General features: G+C 61.0%; 14 protein-coding genes and 1 tRNA gene. 7 read left to right on the top strand and 8 right to left on the bottom strand.

Going from position 1 to position 17,692, the window contains the following annotated elements:
* Positions 1 to 483: 483 nt before the first annotated feature.
* The gene (locus tag HZC36_13540; protein MBI5708000.1) at positions 484 to 2,667 is read right to left on the bottom strand and encodes a PD40 domain-containing protein; all 2,184 of its coding nucleotides are present in this window, start codon (positions 2,665 to 2,667) and stop codon (positions 484 to 486) included.
* Between the two features lie 149 nt (positions 2,668 to 2,816).
* Between HZC36_13540 and HZC36_13535 the strand changes: the two genes are divergently transcribed.
* From HZC36_13535 to HZC36_13515, 5 genes are all read left to right on the top strand, one after another.
* Positions 2,817 to 3,050 carry a hypothetical protein gene (locus HZC36_13535; GenBank protein ID MBI5707999.1) on the top strand — a complete coding sequence of 78 codons (234 nt, stop codon included), beginning with the start codon at positions 2,817 to 2,819 and terminating at the stop codon, positions 3,048 to 3,050.
* Positions 3,051 to 3,185: 135 nt separating this feature from the next.
* Positions 3,186 to 4,025, top strand: coding sequence for an aldolase (locus HZC36_13530; GenBank protein ID MBI5707998.1), 840 nt, complete (start codon positions 3,186 to 3,188; stop codon positions 4,023 to 4,025).
* Between the two features lie 200 nt (positions 4,026 to 4,225).
* The gene (locus HZC36_13525; protein ID MBI5707997.1) at positions 4,226 to 5,368 is read left to right on the top strand and encodes a Gfo/Idh/MocA family oxidoreductase; all 1,143 of its coding nucleotides are present in this window, start codon (positions 4,226 to 4,228) and stop codon (positions 5,366 to 5,368) included.
* 8 nt (positions 5,369 to 5,376) lie between these two features.
* Positions 5,377 to 6,492, top strand: coding sequence for a carbohydrate kinase family protein (locus HZC36_13520; GenBank protein MBI5707996.1), 1,116 nt, complete (start codon positions 5,377 to 5,379; stop codon positions 6,490 to 6,492).
* Positions 6,493 to 6,685: 193 nt separating this feature from the next.
* Positions 6,686 to 7,870, top strand: a complete 1,185-nt coding sequence (locus HZC36_13515; GenBank protein MBI5707995.1) for an argininosuccinate synthase — start codon at positions 6,686 to 6,688, stop codon at positions 7,868 to 7,870.
* A 139-nt stretch (positions 7,871 to 8,009) separates the two neighbouring features.
* Here the strand turns inward: HZC36_13515 and HZC36_13510 are convergent, their stop codons facing one another.
* The 3 genes from HZC36_13510 to HZC36_13500 all read right to left on the bottom strand — a co-directional run bounded on the left by HZC36_13510 (position 8,010) and on the right by HZC36_13500 (position 11,202).
* Complete coding sequence (locus HZC36_13510) at positions 8,010 to 9,593, bottom strand: sulfatase-like hydrolase/transferase (protein ID MBI5707994.1); 1,584 nt, start codon at positions 9,591 to 9,593, stop codon at positions 8,010 to 8,012.
* 6 nt (positions 9,594 to 9,599) lie between these two features.
* On the bottom strand, positions 9,600 to 10,967 hold the full coding sequence (locus HZC36_13505; protein MBI5707993.1) for a class I SAM-dependent methyltransferase: 1,368 nt from the start codon (positions 10,965 to 10,967) through the stop codon (positions 9,600 to 9,602).
* 91 nt (positions 10,968 to 11,058) lie between these two features.
* A complete protein-coding gene (locus HZC36_13500) occupies positions 11,059 to 11,202 on the bottom strand; it encodes a hypothetical protein (GenBank protein MBI5707992.1) in 144 nt (47 codons plus the stop codon).
* A gap of 349 nt (positions 11,203 to 11,551) precedes the next feature.
* On the opposite strand from HZC36_13500, the gene argH reads away from it, so the two are divergent.
* Entirely contained in the window at positions 11,552 to 12,925 is a 1,374-nt protein-coding gene (argH, locus tag HZC36_13495) for an argininosuccinate lyase (protein MBI5707991.1), read from the top strand.
* Positions 12,926 to 13,058: 133 nt separating this feature from the next.
* Here the strand turns inward: argH and HZC36_13490 are convergent, their stop codons facing one another.
* On the bottom strand, positions 13,059 to 13,307 hold the full coding sequence (locus HZC36_13490) for a zf-HC2 domain-containing protein (GenBank protein ID MBI5707990.1): 249 nt from the start codon (positions 13,305 to 13,307) through the stop codon (positions 13,059 to 13,061).
* A gap of 492 nt (positions 13,308 to 13,799) precedes the next feature.
* Here HZC36_13490 and HZC36_13485 point away from each other — a divergent pair, with 492 nt between their 5' ends.
* Positions 13,800 to 14,375 (top strand): sigma-70 family RNA polymerase sigma factor, encoded by a 576-nt coding sequence (locus tag HZC36_13485; protein ID MBI5707989.1) that lies wholly within the window; start codon positions 13,800 to 13,802, stop codon positions 14,373 to 14,375.
* 66 nt (positions 14,376 to 14,441) lie between these two features.
* On the opposite strand, the gene HZC36_13480 is transcribed toward HZC36_13485, so the two are convergent.
* The 3 genes from HZC36_13480 to HZC36_13470 all read right to left on the bottom strand — a co-directional run bounded on the left by HZC36_13480 (position 14,442) and on the right by HZC36_13470 (position 17,494).
* A tRNA-Met gene (locus HZC36_13480) sits at positions 14,442 to 14,518 on the bottom strand.
* A gap of 13 nt (positions 14,519 to 14,531) precedes the next feature.
* The gene (locus HZC36_13475) at positions 14,532 to 14,924 is read right to left on the bottom strand and encodes a hypothetical protein (protein ID MBI5707988.1); all 393 of its coding nucleotides are present in this window, start codon (positions 14,922 to 14,924) and stop codon (positions 14,532 to 14,534) included.
* Complete coding sequence (locus tag HZC36_13470; GenBank protein ID MBI5707987.1) at positions 14,921 to 17,494, bottom strand: hypothetical protein; 2,574 nt, start codon at positions 17,492 to 17,494, stop codon at positions 14,921 to 14,923. Before HZC36_13470 ends, HZC36_13475 begins: the two co-directional genes overlap by 4 nt.
* Between the last annotated feature and the right edge of the window lie 198 nt (positions 17,495 to 17,692).

Below are 17,692 nucleotides of genomic sequence, written 5' to 3'. Positions count from 1 at the left end.
GGGATGGGGTTTGGGGGGTTGGGGGTCTGGGGTATGCAATCAAGAACTCCCAGTGCACTTCGCCTATGCAGGCTACGATTTGCCCAATGCCGACCCGCGCGTCGCATGCCCTTTTGGACTGCGGTGACTTGTCACCGCCTTTCTTTGGAGGACTTGTCTTCCGGTTCCGGGTGGCTACACATCCTTCCTCCTTTCGAGCTTCCGCTTGGAGGACGACATGAAGTCAGCGCAACAAATCGCGGAGACCAAAGAGGTGACTACAGCGCATCTCAAGAGTCCGAGTAGCGCCCCTTCAGGGCTTCCATTCACAGGCGCAACGGGTCCCAGGGCTGCGCCCTTCGCTTTCTTCTTTTGGCCCATTGGGCCTTCCAGACGGACTTTTGAGATGCTCTAGTCACTCCAGTCCAAACCCGTCTGCCGATCAAAGGGTCCGCCAAGCCAGTGCAATCCTAAAATCGGCCCAACTCCCAAGTCCCCGTCGTCCTATCTTGGTTTCCAGGCGGGCCCCCATTCGGCTTCAGCGGTGTTCGTCAAGTTCCTTCGGTTGGTACCGTCGAGGTCCATAATGCTGATGTCGGATCCCTCTGACCGAAAGGCTATTTTCGTTCCATCTGGAGACCACGCCGGATCGAGGTCGAATACGTCCCCGATTGAGACGCGATGTACATTCGATCCGTCAGAGTCAATGGTATAGATCGCAAAACCTCCCTCTTGCTCAAGTGATGAGTAGGCGAGCTTCATGCTAGTTGGCGACCAGCTTCCAAGCCAGCATTGGGTGCCGTTGGTCAGTTGATGCTTGTTGGAGCCATCGGCATTCATGATCCAGACATTGGTGTCGCCGCCTTCCGGCCCGGACAAGTACGCAATCCAGAGCCCATTGGGAGACCAATTGGGATAGCGGTCAGATTCTGCGCTGTTGGTCATTCTTGTCTGACCAGTGCCGTCGCTGTTCATCACATAGATCTCGCTGTTCCAATTGTCCCTTTGACTTCGGAACACGATCTTTGACCCATCCGGCGACCAACTAGGGGAATCGTTGTTAATGCCACCCGTGGTCAGTTTGACCTGATTTGTGCCGTCCGCTTCCATGACCCACACTTGTGCGTCCCGGGCAAAGGCGATCCTCTTGCCGTCTGGTGACCACGCGGGCATGACTCCAAGTCCCAGCGACTTCACGTCCGATCCGTCAGGGCGCATTACAACGAGAGATCCTGCCGTCGACAGGCCCCTGGAAAAGGCAATTCTCGACACAAACACCACCTGCACCTTTGCTGTGCCTGAGGCCGATGGGTCCGCCTTGCTCGTCGCCTTGACCGTGAACAAGCCGTACCTGAGCGGCGCTCGGTAGTTCCCCTGCGCTGAGATCGTGCCACCATCCGTTTCCACCACACTCCAGACCACTTCTTGGTTCGGGCTGCCTTCGACCACCGCCGTGAAGTGCTGGGCCGTGTCCTGCTCCAGAGTGACATCGCCTGGGGATACGGTCACGACCAGAGTTCCAGCTTGCACCGTGACCTTCGATGTTCCTGCAACCAAGGGGTCGGCGACGGCACGAGCCTCGAGGGTCACCGCCATCGGCGTGGCCGGCGCGGTGTAGAGGCCCGAAGCATCGATCGAGCCACCACCCGAGGTCAGCACCTTCCAGGTGACCGCCTGGTTGGGGCTGCCGATCACCCAAGCGGCAAATTGCTGCTGTCCGTTCGGCCCGACGGTCACCGGGTTGGGCGTCACGTCCACCTCCAGCGTCTCCATTTGCACGATCACCAATGCGGTGGTTGCCTTCGATGGGTCGGCCACCGATCGCGCCTCGATCGTCACATACATCAGCTCCAGCGGCGCGGTGTAAAGGCCGCTCGCCGAGATATCGCCGCCCCCCGCCGTGAGCACCGTCCAAGTGACCAGTTGGTTCGAAGTGCCATACACTGTCGCCGAGAACTGCTTGGACTCCGCAGGCTGAACCAGCGCCGAAAGCGGGCTGATCTCCACGCTGATCGCCGAGTCCACGGTTACCGCAACCGCTACGGAGGCGCTGGCCACGCCATCTACGCTTGCTGAGACAGACGCCGTCCCCACGGCCCTTCCCCTCGCATAGCCATCCAGAAACTCCAGCTTGTCCGCGCCGGAAGTCACGGACCAGATCGCCGAACCGCCGCTGACGGCGACGATGCCGCCGCTGGAGTCCTTGGCGTTGAACTGAAGCTGCCGGGTCTGATCGATCCCCACCGCCTGGCCCGCCGGAACCGTAACGCTTGCGACGGTCCCTTGCGTCGTGATGGCGCCTGAGAGCGAGCCGTCCGGCTGAACGGAGAGGCTTCCTGAAGCCACGCCCACCACGCTTCCCGTGCCGCTTCCCTGGGCAAAGAAGGTCGCCGTCACCAAGTGAGAGCCCACTTTGGTCTTCATGCCGGTGGGATAGGTCTCGATATGAGCCGATGGGTCGGCCCCCCTGTTGGCGACGTAGAGCAGGTCGGCGCCGGTTTCCGAAGCACCCTGAAAGCGAACCACCACGGACAGGGCCGAGGAGGGACCGTCCAGTGAGCGGCTGCGAGCGCCCCAGTCCACAGAGATCTTCAGCAGACTGAAGGATGAACCGCCTCCGCCGCCGCCACCGCATCCCTGGAGCAGAACCACCAAGACCGTGGCCAAGAGGACAACACGTAACCGCACGCCAACTCCCTCCACGCAATGGACGGAGCTACCCCGTGCCTAGGTTCTACCCAAAGCGCCAGATGGGGGCTTGCCATGCTGCGGTCGGGTTTGGGAGTGCGGTGACTTGTCACCGATTTTCCCTAGTGAGGACTTGTCCTCCGGTTCCGGTGTCCGCTCATCTGTCCGCTCAGGATGGGCTCAGGGCTGCGGAAGGGCAGCGCGACAAGTCGCGCCAAGCAAAGCGCTGGCAAGCAAGCGCCTTCCCAAAGCCGGAGCGCACTCTCAAGCGACAAGTCGCGCCAAGCAAAGCGCTGGCAAGCCAGCGCACTCTCAAGCGACAGGTCGCGCCAAGCAAAGCGCTGGCAAGCCAGCGCACTCCCAAAGCCGGAGCGCACTCTTAAAGCGACAAGTCGCGCCAAGCAAAGCGCTGGCAAGCCAGCGCACTCCCAAAGCCGGAGCGCACTCTCAAAGCAAAGCGCAATCCTGGAAACTGCTTTCGGGAGCTTTTGCCCCTTCATCGCGGATAGACTCGCCCCATGGCCTCCACGTCCGCTCTGCCCCGCCTGAACAGGCTCTTCGCGCCGGATGGCAAGTGCTTCGACGTCGCGATCGACCACGGGTTCTTCAATGAAGGCTCGTTCCTTTCAGGCATCGAGGACCTGCGAAAGGTCGTGCCCAAACTTGTCGAAGCTGCCCCCGACGCCATCCAATTGCCGCCCGGCTCCGCTCCCTTGCTCCAAGCAATTCCTGGCAAGGCCAAGCCGGCATTGGTTCTACGCACGGACGTCGCGAACTGCTATGGCAAAAAGCTGCCGGAGTACCTCTACTCCAAGCTGATCGTGGACGCCGTCGAGCAGGCCGTTCGGCTGGATGCTTCCTGCGTCGTGGTCAACCTCTTGATCCTCCCAAATGAGCCCGAGCTTCACGGTGAGTGCGTTGAGAACATCTGCGAGCTGAAACCCGAATGCGAGCGGGGTGGCATGCCGCTGATGGTCGAGCCTCTGGTGATGCAGGAGAACAAGACCGCCGGGGGCTACATGGTGGACGGCGACCTGGCGAAAATCCTGCCTCTCGTTCGCCAGGCTGTTGAGCTTGGCGCTGACGTGATTAAGGCCGACCCCTGCGACGATGTGGGCGAGTACCACCGTGTCATCGAGGTGGCTTGCGGGGTTCCTGTGCTGGTGCGTGGCGGCGGCAAGGTCCCGGACCGCGAGATTTTGGAGCGCACCCACGCCCTGATGGCTCAAGGTGCGGCAGGGATCGTCTACGGACGGAACGTGATTCAGCACGCGAATCCTGTCGGGATGACCCGAGCGTTGATGGCGGTCGTGCATGAAGGCGCAAGCCCGGAGGATGCTCTAAGTCTGATTGGTTAGGCCGGATTTGGGCCCCATTTGGACTGCGGCGGTTTTTCACCGCTTTTCCCTAGGAGAACCTACCCTCCCGCTACTGCAGAGCTTCCTTCGAACGAGACGATCAACGCGCCGACAAGTCGGCTGATGCAGAGCGGCGACAAGTCGCCGCAGTCCAAAGCGGCCGCAGTTCAAAGCGGAATGGGGCCAAAATGGGGCCAACCATGGGTCAGAGAGAGATAGGCGTCGGGATCATCGGGTGCGGGCTGATGGGCAAGGAGCTTGCCAGCGCATCGGCGCGGTGGATTCATCTGAACGACCTTCCCTTCCGGCCTCGCATCGTGGCCGCCTGTGACACCAACCCCAAGGCGCTGGAGTGGTTTGACGGGGCCCATCGGTCGAATAAGTCCTATAAGTCCTTCAGGACATATTCAGACCTCTTGGAGAGCACAGAAGTCGACGCCGTCTACTGCGCCGTCCCTCACAACCTCCACGCCCAGATCTACACCGACATCCTGAAGGCGGACAAGCACCTCTTTGCCGAAAAGCCATTCGGGATCGACCTGGCCGCTTGCGAGAACATCCTCTCTGAAGCTGCAAAGCACCCAGAGCTGCTCGTTCGCGTCTCTTCCGAGTTCCCTTTCTATCCCGGCGTGCAACGCATCCTCAAGCTCATCGAGAAGGACGCTTTTGGGCAGATCATCGAGGTTCATGCCGGCTTCTGCCACTCCAGCGACCTTGACCCCACCAAGCCCATCAACTGGAAGCGGCGCATCGAAACCAACGGCGAATACGGCGTCATGGGAGACCTAGGAATGCACGTGGTCCACGTGCCGTTCCGCGCAGGCTGGTTCCCAACGAACGTCCGGGCTCTGCTCGCCAACATCGTCGCCGAGCGCCCGGGCCCAGACGGGAAGCTCGAGCCTTGCGAGACCTGGGACAATGCGACACTCGCCTGCGAGACCCAGCAGGGCTTCCCCATGCTCTTGGAGACCAAGCGCATCGCCCCAGGGGAAATGAACACCTGGTTCCTGAAAGTCTACGGCACGAAGCTGAGCGTCGAATACTCCACCAAGCGCCCCAAGACCCTTCGGCTGCTCCCCTACGAGCCCGGATTCGCCCAGGCCTGGCGCGAAGAGGACCTTGGCTACGCCTCGGCCTATCCCGCCATCACCGGCGGCATCTTCGAGTTCGGGTTCCCCGACGCCATCCAGCAGATGTTCGCCGCCTTCCTTGATGAACTGGTCCATGGCCCGAAAATGATCGGCCCGACCCGCTGCGCGACGCCTGAAGAAGCGCTCCGATCCCACGAACTCTTCACCGCGGCGCTCGAATCCCAGAAGCGCTGCTCCGTCGTCAAGCTCTAAAATAGCCCATGCCCGACATCGTCGTCGCCGGCCACATCTGTCTGGACATCATTCCAGACATCCCTGCCTCTGCCGGGGAGCTTAATCCGGGAAAACTGGTAGAGGTTGGCCCGGCGACGCTTTCGACAGGCGGCGCGGTCTCCAATGTCGGGATCGCCTTGCATAAGCTTGGCGCGAAGGTGCGGCTCGTGGGCAAGGTGGGCGACGACGACTTCGGCAACATTGTGGTTCGCATCCTGGAATCGCACGGAAGCACGCTCTCAGAGCGGATGGCAGTCGTACGCGGCGAGCGCACGTCGTACAGCGTCGTCATCAGCCGTCCGGCCAAAGACCGAACGTTCCTGCACTTCCCCGGCGCGAACGACACCTTTTCGGCCTCCGACGTTTCTGACGAAGCTCTCGAAGGCGCGGGACTCTTCCACTTCGGCTACCCGCCCATCATGCGGCGTTTTTATGAAGACAGAGGTACTGAGCTAGAAAGGCTGTTCCGGAGAGCGCGAGCCAAGGGGTTGACCACCAGCCTTGACCTGAGCCTCCCGGACCCAAATTCAGACGCCGGTAGGGCGGATTGGCCCAGCATTTTGTCCCGAGTCCTGCCGCATGTTCAGCTATTCGTCCCCAGCGTGGATGAACTCGCGTTCATGCTTCGCGAGGAGGTCCGTTCGGCATCTCTCAATCAGTTGGAGACGCTCGAACGGCTAAGCGCCTGGTGCTTGGGCCGCGGGGCATCGGTCGTTGTGCTGAAGTGCGGGGCGGATGGGCTCTACCTTCGCTCCGGGCGTATTTCTTCCGAGAACTGCTTTGGCCCCAGTGACCTTTGGGAGAACCGGCAGCTCTTGGCGCCCTGTTGGGACGTTGAGGTGGCCGGAACGACGGGCGCCGGCGACACGACGGTTGCGGGGTTCCTGCACCGGTTGGACGGGGGCCCCGTGGACGCTCTTGCGCTCGGACAGCTCACGGGCGCATGTTGCGTTCAATCGCCGGATGCCGTGTCCGGCGTGATGCCGGAAGCTGAGGCGAAAAGGGAGAGCGGGGCCTGGCGGCTAAAGGAGTTTCCGTTTCCCGATGAACGCGCCAGATGGCGTTGGCACGGGCCCGTCTGGGCGGGACCGGAAGACGCCTAGCGTATTTGTTGGGCAGTTGATAGCTCCTCCACCCGTCCGACAAGTCAGACGAGTCAGACAAGTCGGACCTATGGGGCGCCTCCGCTGACCCCGCACCCCACACCCCGCACCCAGCACCCTGCACCCCACACCCCACACCCCGCACCCAGCACCCCGCACCGCAAACCCACTTCCTGCCAAAATGAGCCTTCCCATGAAGACGGCGTTAATCATCTATTCCGGGGGTCTCGATACGACGGTTTGCATCCCCATGATGCGCGAGGAAGGTTTCGACCGCATCGTCACCGTAACGATTGATGTCGGCCAACCCTCTGAGGACATCGCCCAGGCGGCGGAGCGCGCCCAGATTCTGGGGACCGAGCACCACGTGGTCGACGCCAAGGACACCTTCGCGAAGGACTATTGCTTCACGGCACTCAAGGCCAATGCGGACTACTTCGGCTATCCTCTCTCCACCAGCATCGCCCGGCCGCTAATCGCCAAAGCCGCGGCAGAAAAAGCTCACGAGATAGGCGGCGTCGATGCGTTTGTTCATGGCTGCACGGGTAAGGGCAACGACCAGTTCCGGATCGAGTTCGGGCTCCGTGCGTTCGCTCCTGAGATTCCCATCCTCGCCCCCATTCGCGAGAAGAACCTGACCCGGACCTGGGAGATCGAGTACGCCGAGAAGGTCGGCGCTCCCATCGGACAGAGTAAGGACAAGATTTGGTCGATCGATGAGAACGTCTGGGGACGCTCAATCGAGGGTGGACGGCTGGAGGACCCCGGCTACGCGCCTCCCGAGGAGATTTTTCAGTGGACCCGCTCGCTGGAAGCAGCCAAGCCCGAACCCGAGATCATCGAGATTGCCTTTCAGAACGGCGAGCCCGTTTCTGTCGCAGGCAGGTCTGGCACGCCGCTGCAGCTCATCCAGACCGCCAACACCATCGCCGGGTCGCACGGGGTTGGCCGAGTGGACATCATGGAGGACCGCATGATCGGCCTCAAGGTGCGGGAAAACTACGAGTGCCCCGGAGCGGTGCTCCTCATCGCGGCCCACCGGGCGCTGGAGGCCCTGATCACCACGCACGCCGAACGCGCCTTCAAGGCCCAAGTGGACGCCCAGTGGGCCGATCTGGCCTACAAGGGGCTCTGGTGGGAACCGCTCATGGAGGACCTGAACGCGTTCATCGGATCGGTCCAGAGGCGGGTTTCCGGTTCTGTCCAGGTTCGGCTGTTCAAGGGCGGGATGCAGGTGGTCGGGAGAACCTCGCCCCATGCACTCTACTCCGAAGCCGCGGCGAGCTTCGACGACACGCAGGCACTCGAGCAGAGCCAAATGACGGGCATGGTCCGCACCCACGGCATGGAGAGCCTGCTCTATCTGAAGCAGAAGTAGGGGAAGAGCCGCAAAAGACAACAATGTCGGAGGTCCTGAGTCTCCCTCCCCAACCCCTCCCTTCCCGACCGGTCGGGACTCGGAAGCATTAACGAACCAAAACGAGGGAGGGGCTTCGGAACCTCACAACCGGTCGGCCTCAGCTCACGTCAGGCGCTTCGGCGATGCCGTCTTTGATCTCGAAACCTGGGGTTTCGGGGTGCTTCGCCATCCAGGCCTTCAGGAACGCCGCCGTCTGATCCTGGTCCTTCACTTCGCCCTTCATGATCGCAAGCACCAGATCGTGCAGCGCCAGGTTGTTGAAGTGGAAATCCGCCTGCCCTGCCTTGCCACCGGGGAACCGTATCATGCAGGGAATCCGCGCATCGAGCTCAAGTTCCATCTTCTCGGCGTCGCGGTTGGTATGGTCGGTCGTGACGATGAAAACCGTATTCTTTTCGAGCGGTGACGCCAGCAACGTATCGAGCAAGCGGTCCGCCATGTTGTCGGCCAGCAGCAGCGAGTCTTCATACATCGTCCGCTCGCTGCGGAAGAAGCTGAATGCCGTGTAGCCGCCCTTTCTGCGATCCCAATAGCAAGGCGGATGGGGCGGAAAAAGGTGAGCGAACACGAAAGAGTAATTCGGATCGTCGATCAGGCGCTGTGTCTGCGCAATCCCGAGCTCATTGGCGCGGATGCCGCCCTTGCGGATAAACATCGTCTTGAAGGGATCACCTACCGAGAGTGCCCATTGCTGCGTCAGGTTCTCCAAGTGGTTGTCGCTCTCACCAAGGACGCCGGGCGGCTGCCACCAGGTGACATGCGTCACGTCGCCCAGCAGTCGGCCATAGGGCAAGAAGATCCCGACGAGAGCGGAATTTCGCCCGAGGTCTTGAACCTCCTCAAACAAAGTCCGGTGGGTGCGGAAATCGGATTCCTTTCCCTGCTGGTCCTTGAGGGTCAGCTTGTTCGGGCTGCTCAGGACCGACCACTTGAAGGACTTGCCCGTGAAGAAGGAGGGCATAGAAAACTCGGTCCTGCTGGCGGGCGACCTCGCGTCGGAGAAGAACAGGGACTGGCTCCTTAGCCGGTCGAACGCTGGGAAGTTCAACTCCTTGGGCCTCTCCGCGAAGGATAAGCGGTACTCCCACTCATCCAAAATCACCCAAACCACACGGAGCCCTTCTTGGGGGGGCGCTGGATGGAGCTTTGGGGGCGCCTTATCGGCCATGGCGCCGCCGGACTGAACGCTCATCACCGATTGGACCCCCCAGAGGACGTCGATGAAGAAGATGGGCAGCAGAGCGGCCACGACCGTTCTCAGCACACGCGTCACCTTTCGTGAGTGCTTCCACAGCACGTAAGCCACGATGAGAAAAACTGGCCCAGCGATCAAGAGTCCGGGAGGCTTCACCAGCGACTTGAAGAACTGGAACTCCGTGGTCCTGGAGGCCATCAGCGTTCCCGCAGTGCCCTTGACGGTGAACAGGAACTGGACCAGAAACAAGAACTCGGCGATCTTTCGGGGCCACGGGCTCTTCGACTTGCGGACCCATCGGATGCACCCATAGCCGAGCAGCGCGAACAACAGGATGTTGACGAACAGATACGTGAGGTGAACCGAGAGGGGCAGGCGCGCGTGGAACACCATCCAGCGGTTGTTCAACAGCCAAAGGGTGTTCGGCAGGAACAAGAGGTTCGCCGCTGAAAGCGCCAACGCCAGATCGCGTTTGGGATCGTCCATCGCCACCTACAGCCGTCTTGCGAAATAAAGTTCTCGATGGCCATCGTTCAGGGTGATGGACCGAAGGATCTTGAAGCGCCGCGACAGCACCTTTTCAAAAACCTCTTTGGTCAGCCCCTCGAACAGATGCTCCTTGGTCTTGGCCAGCGCCCGGAACATGGGGTCCTGAGTGCCCACATATTCGATGACCAGGCCGTCCTTCGTGAGGTCCGCCGCCAGGTCGACGATCTCCTCCATCGGGACGCGCTCGGAGACGTGCATATGGTGGATAACCGCCAGCATCAGCACCATGTCGAACGCCTGGGTGGCACGGCTCAAGAACGAAGGCCACTCGGCATTGCGCCACCCGGTCGCAGGCGTGGGCCTGGTGAGGTCGGAAACGAGCGGCAGAACCGACGGAAACTCTTTGATGGCTCGTTGATGCACATAGCCGAGGACTTCGGGATCGTAATCGGCCGCCACGACGTCAGCGCCCTGCCCCGCTGCAAGGAAGCTGAAGTGTCCCGTGTTGCAGCCCACGTCAAGGACTTTCTTGGGCGCGATTTCGGACAGCGCCCCTTTGACGAATTCCTCTTTCTTCTTGAAATTGGCGTCGTCATAGGTGAAGGTCTGCATGTACTGCGTCCACATGCTCGCCCCGATGGCCGGCCGGACGCGCTCGAGCTTCTTACGGAGGCCCTTTAGGGCCGAGCGGAGTACGTAGTTTGCCGCGTCGATATTGGCCATTTCCCGTTTCGGCGCCTCGCTGGAGGACTGGCCCTTCTTGGCGAGAATCGCCGGCAGCGTGACCGAGCCGATCACGCTGGGCTTCCAACGGCCCAGAGGCGTGAGCATCTTGTAGACGAACTCGGGCTCCAGGCCATCGCGGTGTTTGAGCGCGAACTCATCCGGCCCGATGCCGAACTTCTGACGCACCATGAGCGGCAAGATGAAGTTGCGCTCGAACTGGCCGTAAGGGAGCCAAATCGGATTGTGGGGGTCGCGCGGGTCGAAGGATAGCAGGTCGATAAAGACCGGCTTGGCGCCCCGGAAAAGGATGTTGTAGGGCGTCGCGTCTTTGAGGAGGTACTGGCTGTCCAAGGCCATCTCGGCGACGTCGAGGGTCGCCAGTCCCGCCTGATACAGCATCGCCGCAGGCCACTCGTAGGGGTAGCTGGGGAACCACACCTTCTCGTGCTCGAACGCCTGGAACTCCGGATCTGCGCGCCCTTCGAGCGAAGGCTCTTGGCGTATCGCTTCTGCGCCCGATCCCAACTCCTGCGTGGTCACAAGCAGCCCTTGGGCTGCGGCCTTCGATGCAAACTCTGAACCCAGGAACGAACGAAATGAAGCGACCGCGCCCGGCTTTACAAGCCTCAGGACGCGGTCGCCCACGACGAATAGTCTTCCGTCCGGATCCCTAAAAGAACCCCAATTGGACATCCCAGTAAAGTTACCGGAGTGTTAGCCCCGGATTCCTAGGGTGTCACTTGTTCTTGCGAGAAAAAAGCCCAGAGAGCTTCGAGCGAAAGGCAAAGGTCATGCTGGCGACGCCCGCCACGATCACTTGCCAGATAAGGGCTCCGCTACCCGGGTCGATGTAAGCAATGGTGTCATTCAACATGGTCATCTTAATTTCTCCTTAATCCTAATGATGTGTGCAACCTGATGGCCCCTACTTGTCCCGGACCGCGCAACCTCTCAGCGCCCGGCAAATCGACGAGGGGTCCACAATCCGTTAAGGAATTGTTGCCTCGCAATCATGATTCACACTTTCGGTACTTTCTGTGACAACAATTCAGCCAATTGTCGGCGAATTGCGGATTCCTAGCGTATATAGCGGGTACTTGCGTACTAGTTTGCCACCATTCGGGTACTTGAGCCCCAACCGTTTGGTCCGGGTCCACACCTGGGACCGGCTCCCTTGGCCATCACCACCGTTCGCAGGGCGGGCGCTCTGATTGGGTAAACATCGGTCCATGCGCAAGTTGTGGGGAGGAGCGTTTGGCAGCGGTTCGCACCCGCTGGTCGAGAGGTTTGGTCAATCCATTGAGTCCGACCTTCGGTTTTGGCAGGAAGACCTGATCAGCAGCGTGGCCCACGCTCGGATGCTCGGGGCGACAGGAATCCTCACCGATGAGGAATCCAAGCAGCTCGTCGACGGTCTTGAGCGCATTCACGAAATGGGCCCGGGTTGCCTCCCCATCGACGTCGAGGACATCCACACGGCCATCGAGGTCAAGCTCGCCGAGGTGGCGGGACCGGTGGCCAAGAAGCTTCACACCGCGAGGAGCCGCAACGACCAGGTTGCCACCGACGCAAGGCTCTATTTGCACAACGATCTGGTCTCGGTGCTGATGGAGATCAAGGAGCTGCAGGGGGTGTTGCTGGCGCTCGGCAAAAAGCACAAGTCGGCGCTGATGCCGGGCTACACCCACCAGCAGCCTGCTCAGCCCATCACCCTGGGGTTTCACCTTATGGCGCGGTTTTGGGCAATGCAGCGCAACGGCTGGCGTGCGGAGAGGCTCTTTGAAGCCGCGAATTACTGCCCACTCGGCGCGGCGGCGCTGGCGGGCACAGGCTTCCCGATCGACCGGAACCGCACGGCCGCCGAGCTGGGCTTCTTCGCACCGATTCCGAACGCCCTCGACGCCGTATCCGATCGGTCGTTCATGCTGGACGCGCTCCATGTTTGCGCGCAGATCATGATCGACCTGAGCAGCCTGGCACAAGAGCTGGTCCTCTGGTCGACCGCAGAATTCGACTTTGTCAGGCTTGCGGACGCGGTGACAACCGGCTCCAGCATCATGCCCCAGAAGCGCAATCCCGACATGGCCGAGCTGATCCGTGGCCGGGCGGGCCGGGCCATCGGGAACTATGTGTCGCTCGCTTCGACGCTCAAAGCGCTTCCGCTCGCCTATAATCGCGATTTCCAGGACGACAAGCCGATCCTGTTCGAGTCGTTGGATATCGCCAAGGACAGCCTGGAGCTCAGCGCTCTGATGTTGGAGGGCGCGGAGTGGAACCTCTTGCGCATGAAGAAGGCTGCAGGTGCGAAGTTCTCTACCGCCACCGATCTTGCCGACTATCTGGCGTCAAGAGGCATCGCATTTCGCGAGGCGCACGAGATCGTCGGCAAGTTCGTGAGGGCTCAGGAAACGGGGCCCGGCGCCTCGGTGCTCGACGGCGCCCTCGGCAAAGAGGGGAGCGCTGCGGCTCTGAGGCTGCTCGATCCTGCGGCGAGCGTCAAGCGGCGAGAGAGCTTCGGCGGGCCGGGCCCCGGAGCGATGGCCGCCCAACTCAGGCAGGCCACGCGCCTGCACAAGAAAAGGGGATTTGTCTCTCCGTACTAGGAAGCCGGCCCTTGGGAAATCGGTGTCGGCTATTGGCCCAGGCAGATGTGTCGGACCCGCGATGGCAGATGGTATTGAACCCGCTTGTCCCGGGTCCCTCTGTTTCCAGGTCCCTCTGTCCCACTTCTGTGACCTAGTCGTACCGTCGGTTGTGGGCGCTGAAATAGAGCTTTCCGAGGCGAGGCATATGCTCGCTGAGTTTTCCCGCAAGACGAACATGCTCCGACATGGCCGCGCGACACGCGTCGCAACTGGCCAAATGCTCTAGGATCGGTTTTGACTCTTCGGGCTCCAATTCGTTGGTCACGAAGGCATGCAACAGATCCAGAACGTCTTCGCAAGTCATCTCCGGTTCTGGGACCACTTCGAAACCGGGATTCATTGGTGAGGCTCTGTACTTAGTATTGACTCCAACCCCCGAAAATGTGACGTGTTGCAAGGGTTGAAAGGTAATCCTTACAACGATGTGCAGATTCAGACGGGCCCGCAAATCGCTGTCACGGGCCCGGATTGAGTTCCATAGCCCGCTCCGGCCGTGGCCGACGTGCTCCCAATCGGTATGTTCCGTTTTCTAGTAATTTTGCCAGCGCTGAATCCAAGAGTCTTTGATAAACTGCATCTGGTCGAACCCACGTGGAGTAAGCGCCGAGGCGTGGGTGGGTTCGTTGGTGAGGAAAACTAGCGAGGGAGTTGCCGGTGGCAGGATGTGGAAAACTTCCTGTCACGAAAAGGACCACTTCGGACAATTCCCCAATGAGGTTGGTACGTCTGCGGCACGCTTCCGGTGGGTGCCGACGGACGAAAAGAAGGGCGCGCTGCCCCGAGGCCATGAGACCCGAAACAGCGTGATTAGGGCATTGAGGAGTGCGAGAAAATGGGATATGCGAGAAGTCCGGTTCCTGTACGGGAGGAGGTCGAGTTTGTCGGCCTTATCGCCGATTACCAGCAAGGGAATCTGCAAGCAGGCGAGGCGCTGCAGACCTCGGTTCGTTCGATTCTGACCAAGCGCATCAAACGATGCGACGTGACCGCGCAAGAGGCTGAAGAACTCGTTCAAGAGAGCATCCTGCAGGTGTTTGCGCGGCTCAACGAGTATTCGGAGGAAAAGGGCACGTTTGAAGCTTGGTTGAGCGGCTTCGCCATCAACGCTGTTCGCGCCCACAGGCGCAGGACGGCCCGAATGAGAACCCGCAGCGTCACGGTGGACGATTCCTTTGAGCTCTCCTATGAGATCAATGTGAGCGACTCCGACCAGGAACTGCTCAGCGAGGCCATCAACAGCCTCGACGTACTTGATCGCGAGTTGCTGCACATGCGTTTCTCGCTTGGGATGTCCTCTGACGAGATCGCGGCGAGAAGCGACCTCAACGCGCCGCAGGTCCGCAAGCGGATCTCGCGGGCCGTTGAGCGGCTTCGCCGCCATCCGTCGGTCCGACAAGTACTCGTATAACGCCCAGTGCACCCTCAACAAAAAGAAGACCCCTTCTTCACTCAGAAGAAGGGGTCTTTTCAATTCTGGGTGCGGGGAGAGGATTTGAACCTCTGACCTCCGGGTTATGAGCCCGACGAGCTACCAGGCTGCTCCACCCCGCGTCGTGAGTTGATATTATGCCTCTTCGTCGGCCCGATTGTCAACTTGCCGGGCCGCGCGGATCTCCGAGAACTCTCGATAGAGCTTTATCAGCGTCATCGCCGTGACGATATAAGTCGAGAGCTTGCCCAGCCGCTCGGCGGAGCCCGTCACAACTCCCTGCAGGCTCCCCACCATCTGCCGCGTCCCGGAGCCCACGGATTCCACGGTCGTTTTGGCCGAGGCGGCCGTGCTCTCAAGCTTTTCCGCGATCGAGTTCACCCGATCGGTGAGCTGGTCCACCTTGGGCTTGAGCTCATCGACGGCCTTCGCCAGTTTGACCAACAGCACCACGGACGCCAGAAACGCGAGGATGCCCACGAGGAAGAAAACGCCGGAGACCCATAGCCAGATCGCAGGGATGCTCATGATTCCACCGTCCTTACGGTCAATTCAGTCACGCTCGAAGGGGCCAGCGCCACCTCGGTCGACATCAGGCCGTCCACGGACTGGATACTTTTACCCTCAATCTCGAACTTCCGGCCCCACAGTCCCCGCATTTGCAGCCCTGCATAGGCCAAACGGTCTGACGAATTCTCGATGAGCATCGTTGACTTTCGCTTGCGGACGTCCAGCGAGACCTGCTTGATGCCACCGATGCTGCACGTCAGGTCGTATCCAATGTGCTTGAGATAGACGCCCCTTCCCACCCCGTCCCAGGGTTTGATCACGTAGCCGTCCTCCTCGGCGTCGAAGTGGCAGCCGAAGGTGAAAAGCCCAAGGTTGCGGCTGGGGTAGACCCATGCCCCCGCGCTCCGCAGATAGGCATAGAGCCCGATCCCCGAGTCGCCGCTCCACACGTTGGAACCGTGCTGTTTGGAAGCCATGTCGGCGCAGAAGCCCATCGAGGCGGCCCCATCGGCGCGGACCATCGCCCACGGGGCGATCATGCCGCCAAAGGCGAGACGCATTTCGCCGTCCGAGGTGGCGTCGTAGTCGAGCCCCCAAGAGCCGAGGTAGCTCGCTGAGAGGCTGGGGCAAGTCCTGCCGAGGGTGGCGACCCCGCGGTCACCCAACGACGTGAAGGGCCCGGTCGTTGGATCTTGAAAGACCTGTTGATCGCTTCCATAGAGCCACCAGTTCGGGCATAGCCCGCGCTGCGCAAAGGCGACGGCGAGGGTGGACTCGCGGAGGTCCGGATCGCCGAGCACGTCTGCAGCCCAGAGAATCGCCTCGAAGACCGTTGGGTTCCAGGCCCATTCGGCGGAGTTCTTTGAGGCGATTCGCGCGATGGAGCCCGCCGCCCGCAGCGCCAGCTCGTTCAGCTCCTCTGCTTGGTCGCCAAGGCCCGCGCACTGCAGATCGCCAATCAAGGCCCCCAACTGGCCGATCCCTGGCATGTTGAGGTTGCGAACCGACACCTGAACGCCGCGAAACATGGCCCGAGCGGTGGCATAGGATTGGAGCAGACTCTTGCTTGAGGCGTCGGAACTCCCCGAAAACCGACGCTCGATGCGCCACATGGCGTGAAACAGGTTGAAGAGCAGCGTGTAGGGCGCCGGATTCCCATAGTGGACAGCCACCGAGGTTTCATCCACGAAGATCGACCCAACCGAGCAATCCGCAGGATTCTGCAGACGCTGCGCCACAAATGCCTCAAGATAGGTCCTGACGGCCTCGATCTCAGTGGCATCGGGATAGAGGACGTTCTTCTCCGCCAGAAACAGCGCATCGCCCAGGCTGCAGAGCACGGGAAAGCTCGACCCCAACAGGTCCGGGCCTGACATCGGCGCTTGCATCAGCAGGTTCATCGGCCAGATCGCGCTAGGAAAGGGTACGCCCTGTTGGGGAGCCACCTGCTTGGAGGCGATGTAGGCCGCTCGGGCGCGGATGAGGGTTTGGATCGGCTCGGTGAAGATCAGGTTCAGATAGCTGACACGGCCCTGTGCGTCGCTGAAACTGAGCCGGTGCTGGCCTGGGGTCTTGGGCCTAAGGAAGCAGAAACCCCCTCCCTCGTCCGCATCGGTCTCCAGTTCAGCTCTGCCGGTGGACACAAACCGCTTCGGGGACATGCCGCCGATCTCAACCGCAATTCCAACGTCCCGTGGGGCAACCGCAGCCGGAAGAACCTTGGCCGCCGGCCTTCCACAGATGGCCAGCATTTGCAGCGCGGCGTCGTGCCCGTCCGGGCCCGTTGAAACAAAGCGGGTCTGGAACACCTGGGAGTCCCCAGGTTCGAGCACCAGCGAGCTGGTCGAACCCATTCCTTCGCTCCACCCTTCGCGCTCGGCTGCCGCCCGGGCAAAGAGGTAGATCACCGGAATGCCGCCCCACTTCAAGCTGGTCTGAAGCGATGCCGGCACGCTGGACCAAAGCTCCCAAGAGGTGTTGTCGCCTGGAAACACGAGGAGCCCAGGCGGCAATCCGTTCGAGCGTTGGGCGAACAGGTAGCTCGCGTGGCCGCCTATGAAGGGGTGCAAGCGGACACGGTCCCCGTCGTAGGGGTGGCGCTTGTCGTCGGCGCCCTGAACGCCTTCGAAGAGGTTGTTGAAGGCAAGAGGGAACGCCAATTCGCCAACTTCCACGCTGTGGCGGCTCACATTGGCGAGCTTCACCTCCCAGACGATCTGCGGCACGGGATGGGCCACCTCGAAGAACTTGCCGGTGACGTGGAGTTCGGGAAGCAGCTGAAAGTCGTACTCGAAGCTGGCCGTGCGCAGGTCGTCGTCGTCTTCAAGGGTAGAAGCCGTCTTGGTCCTGTCCAGCACCCAGGGGTCATCGAGCCGGGTACGAGCGCCAAGGAGGATGGTTCCGGGGAAATAGTCCTCGGAGAACTCCTCGCCAAAGGCGATGCTTGGGAGCACGAACTGGTATTCCTGGCCCTCTTCGGGCAGGGCGGGGTCTGCCACCCACATTTGGTGGATGCGCCCGCTTCCCCCAAATTCAAGGGTGATGAGGCTCCCATTAAGCTCTGGGCGATCGAGCGGGAAATCGTCCATTGGGTAGCCGAATGTACCTGAGTACGAAAAAAAAGGCGCTCCGGCTGTGAGCCGAAACGCCAACTGGGAACGGAGTTCCCTATAGGGTCATTGAGGAGTGTTTGTTTGAGAGGAGTTTATGAATGGTGCGGTAAGAAGCCTCTTTGCTTGCCTTTCCAGGCATGGCGCTCTGCGGTGATCGAACATTACAATCTGCCG

It is taken from the genome of Armatimonadota bacterium (assembly GCA_016223145.1).
Taxonomy (GTDB): Bacteria; Armatimonadota; Fimbriimonadia; order Fimbriimonadales; family Fimbriimonadaceae; genus Nitrosymbiomonas.
This window is presented reverse-complemented; position numbering and strand designations above follow the sequence as displayed.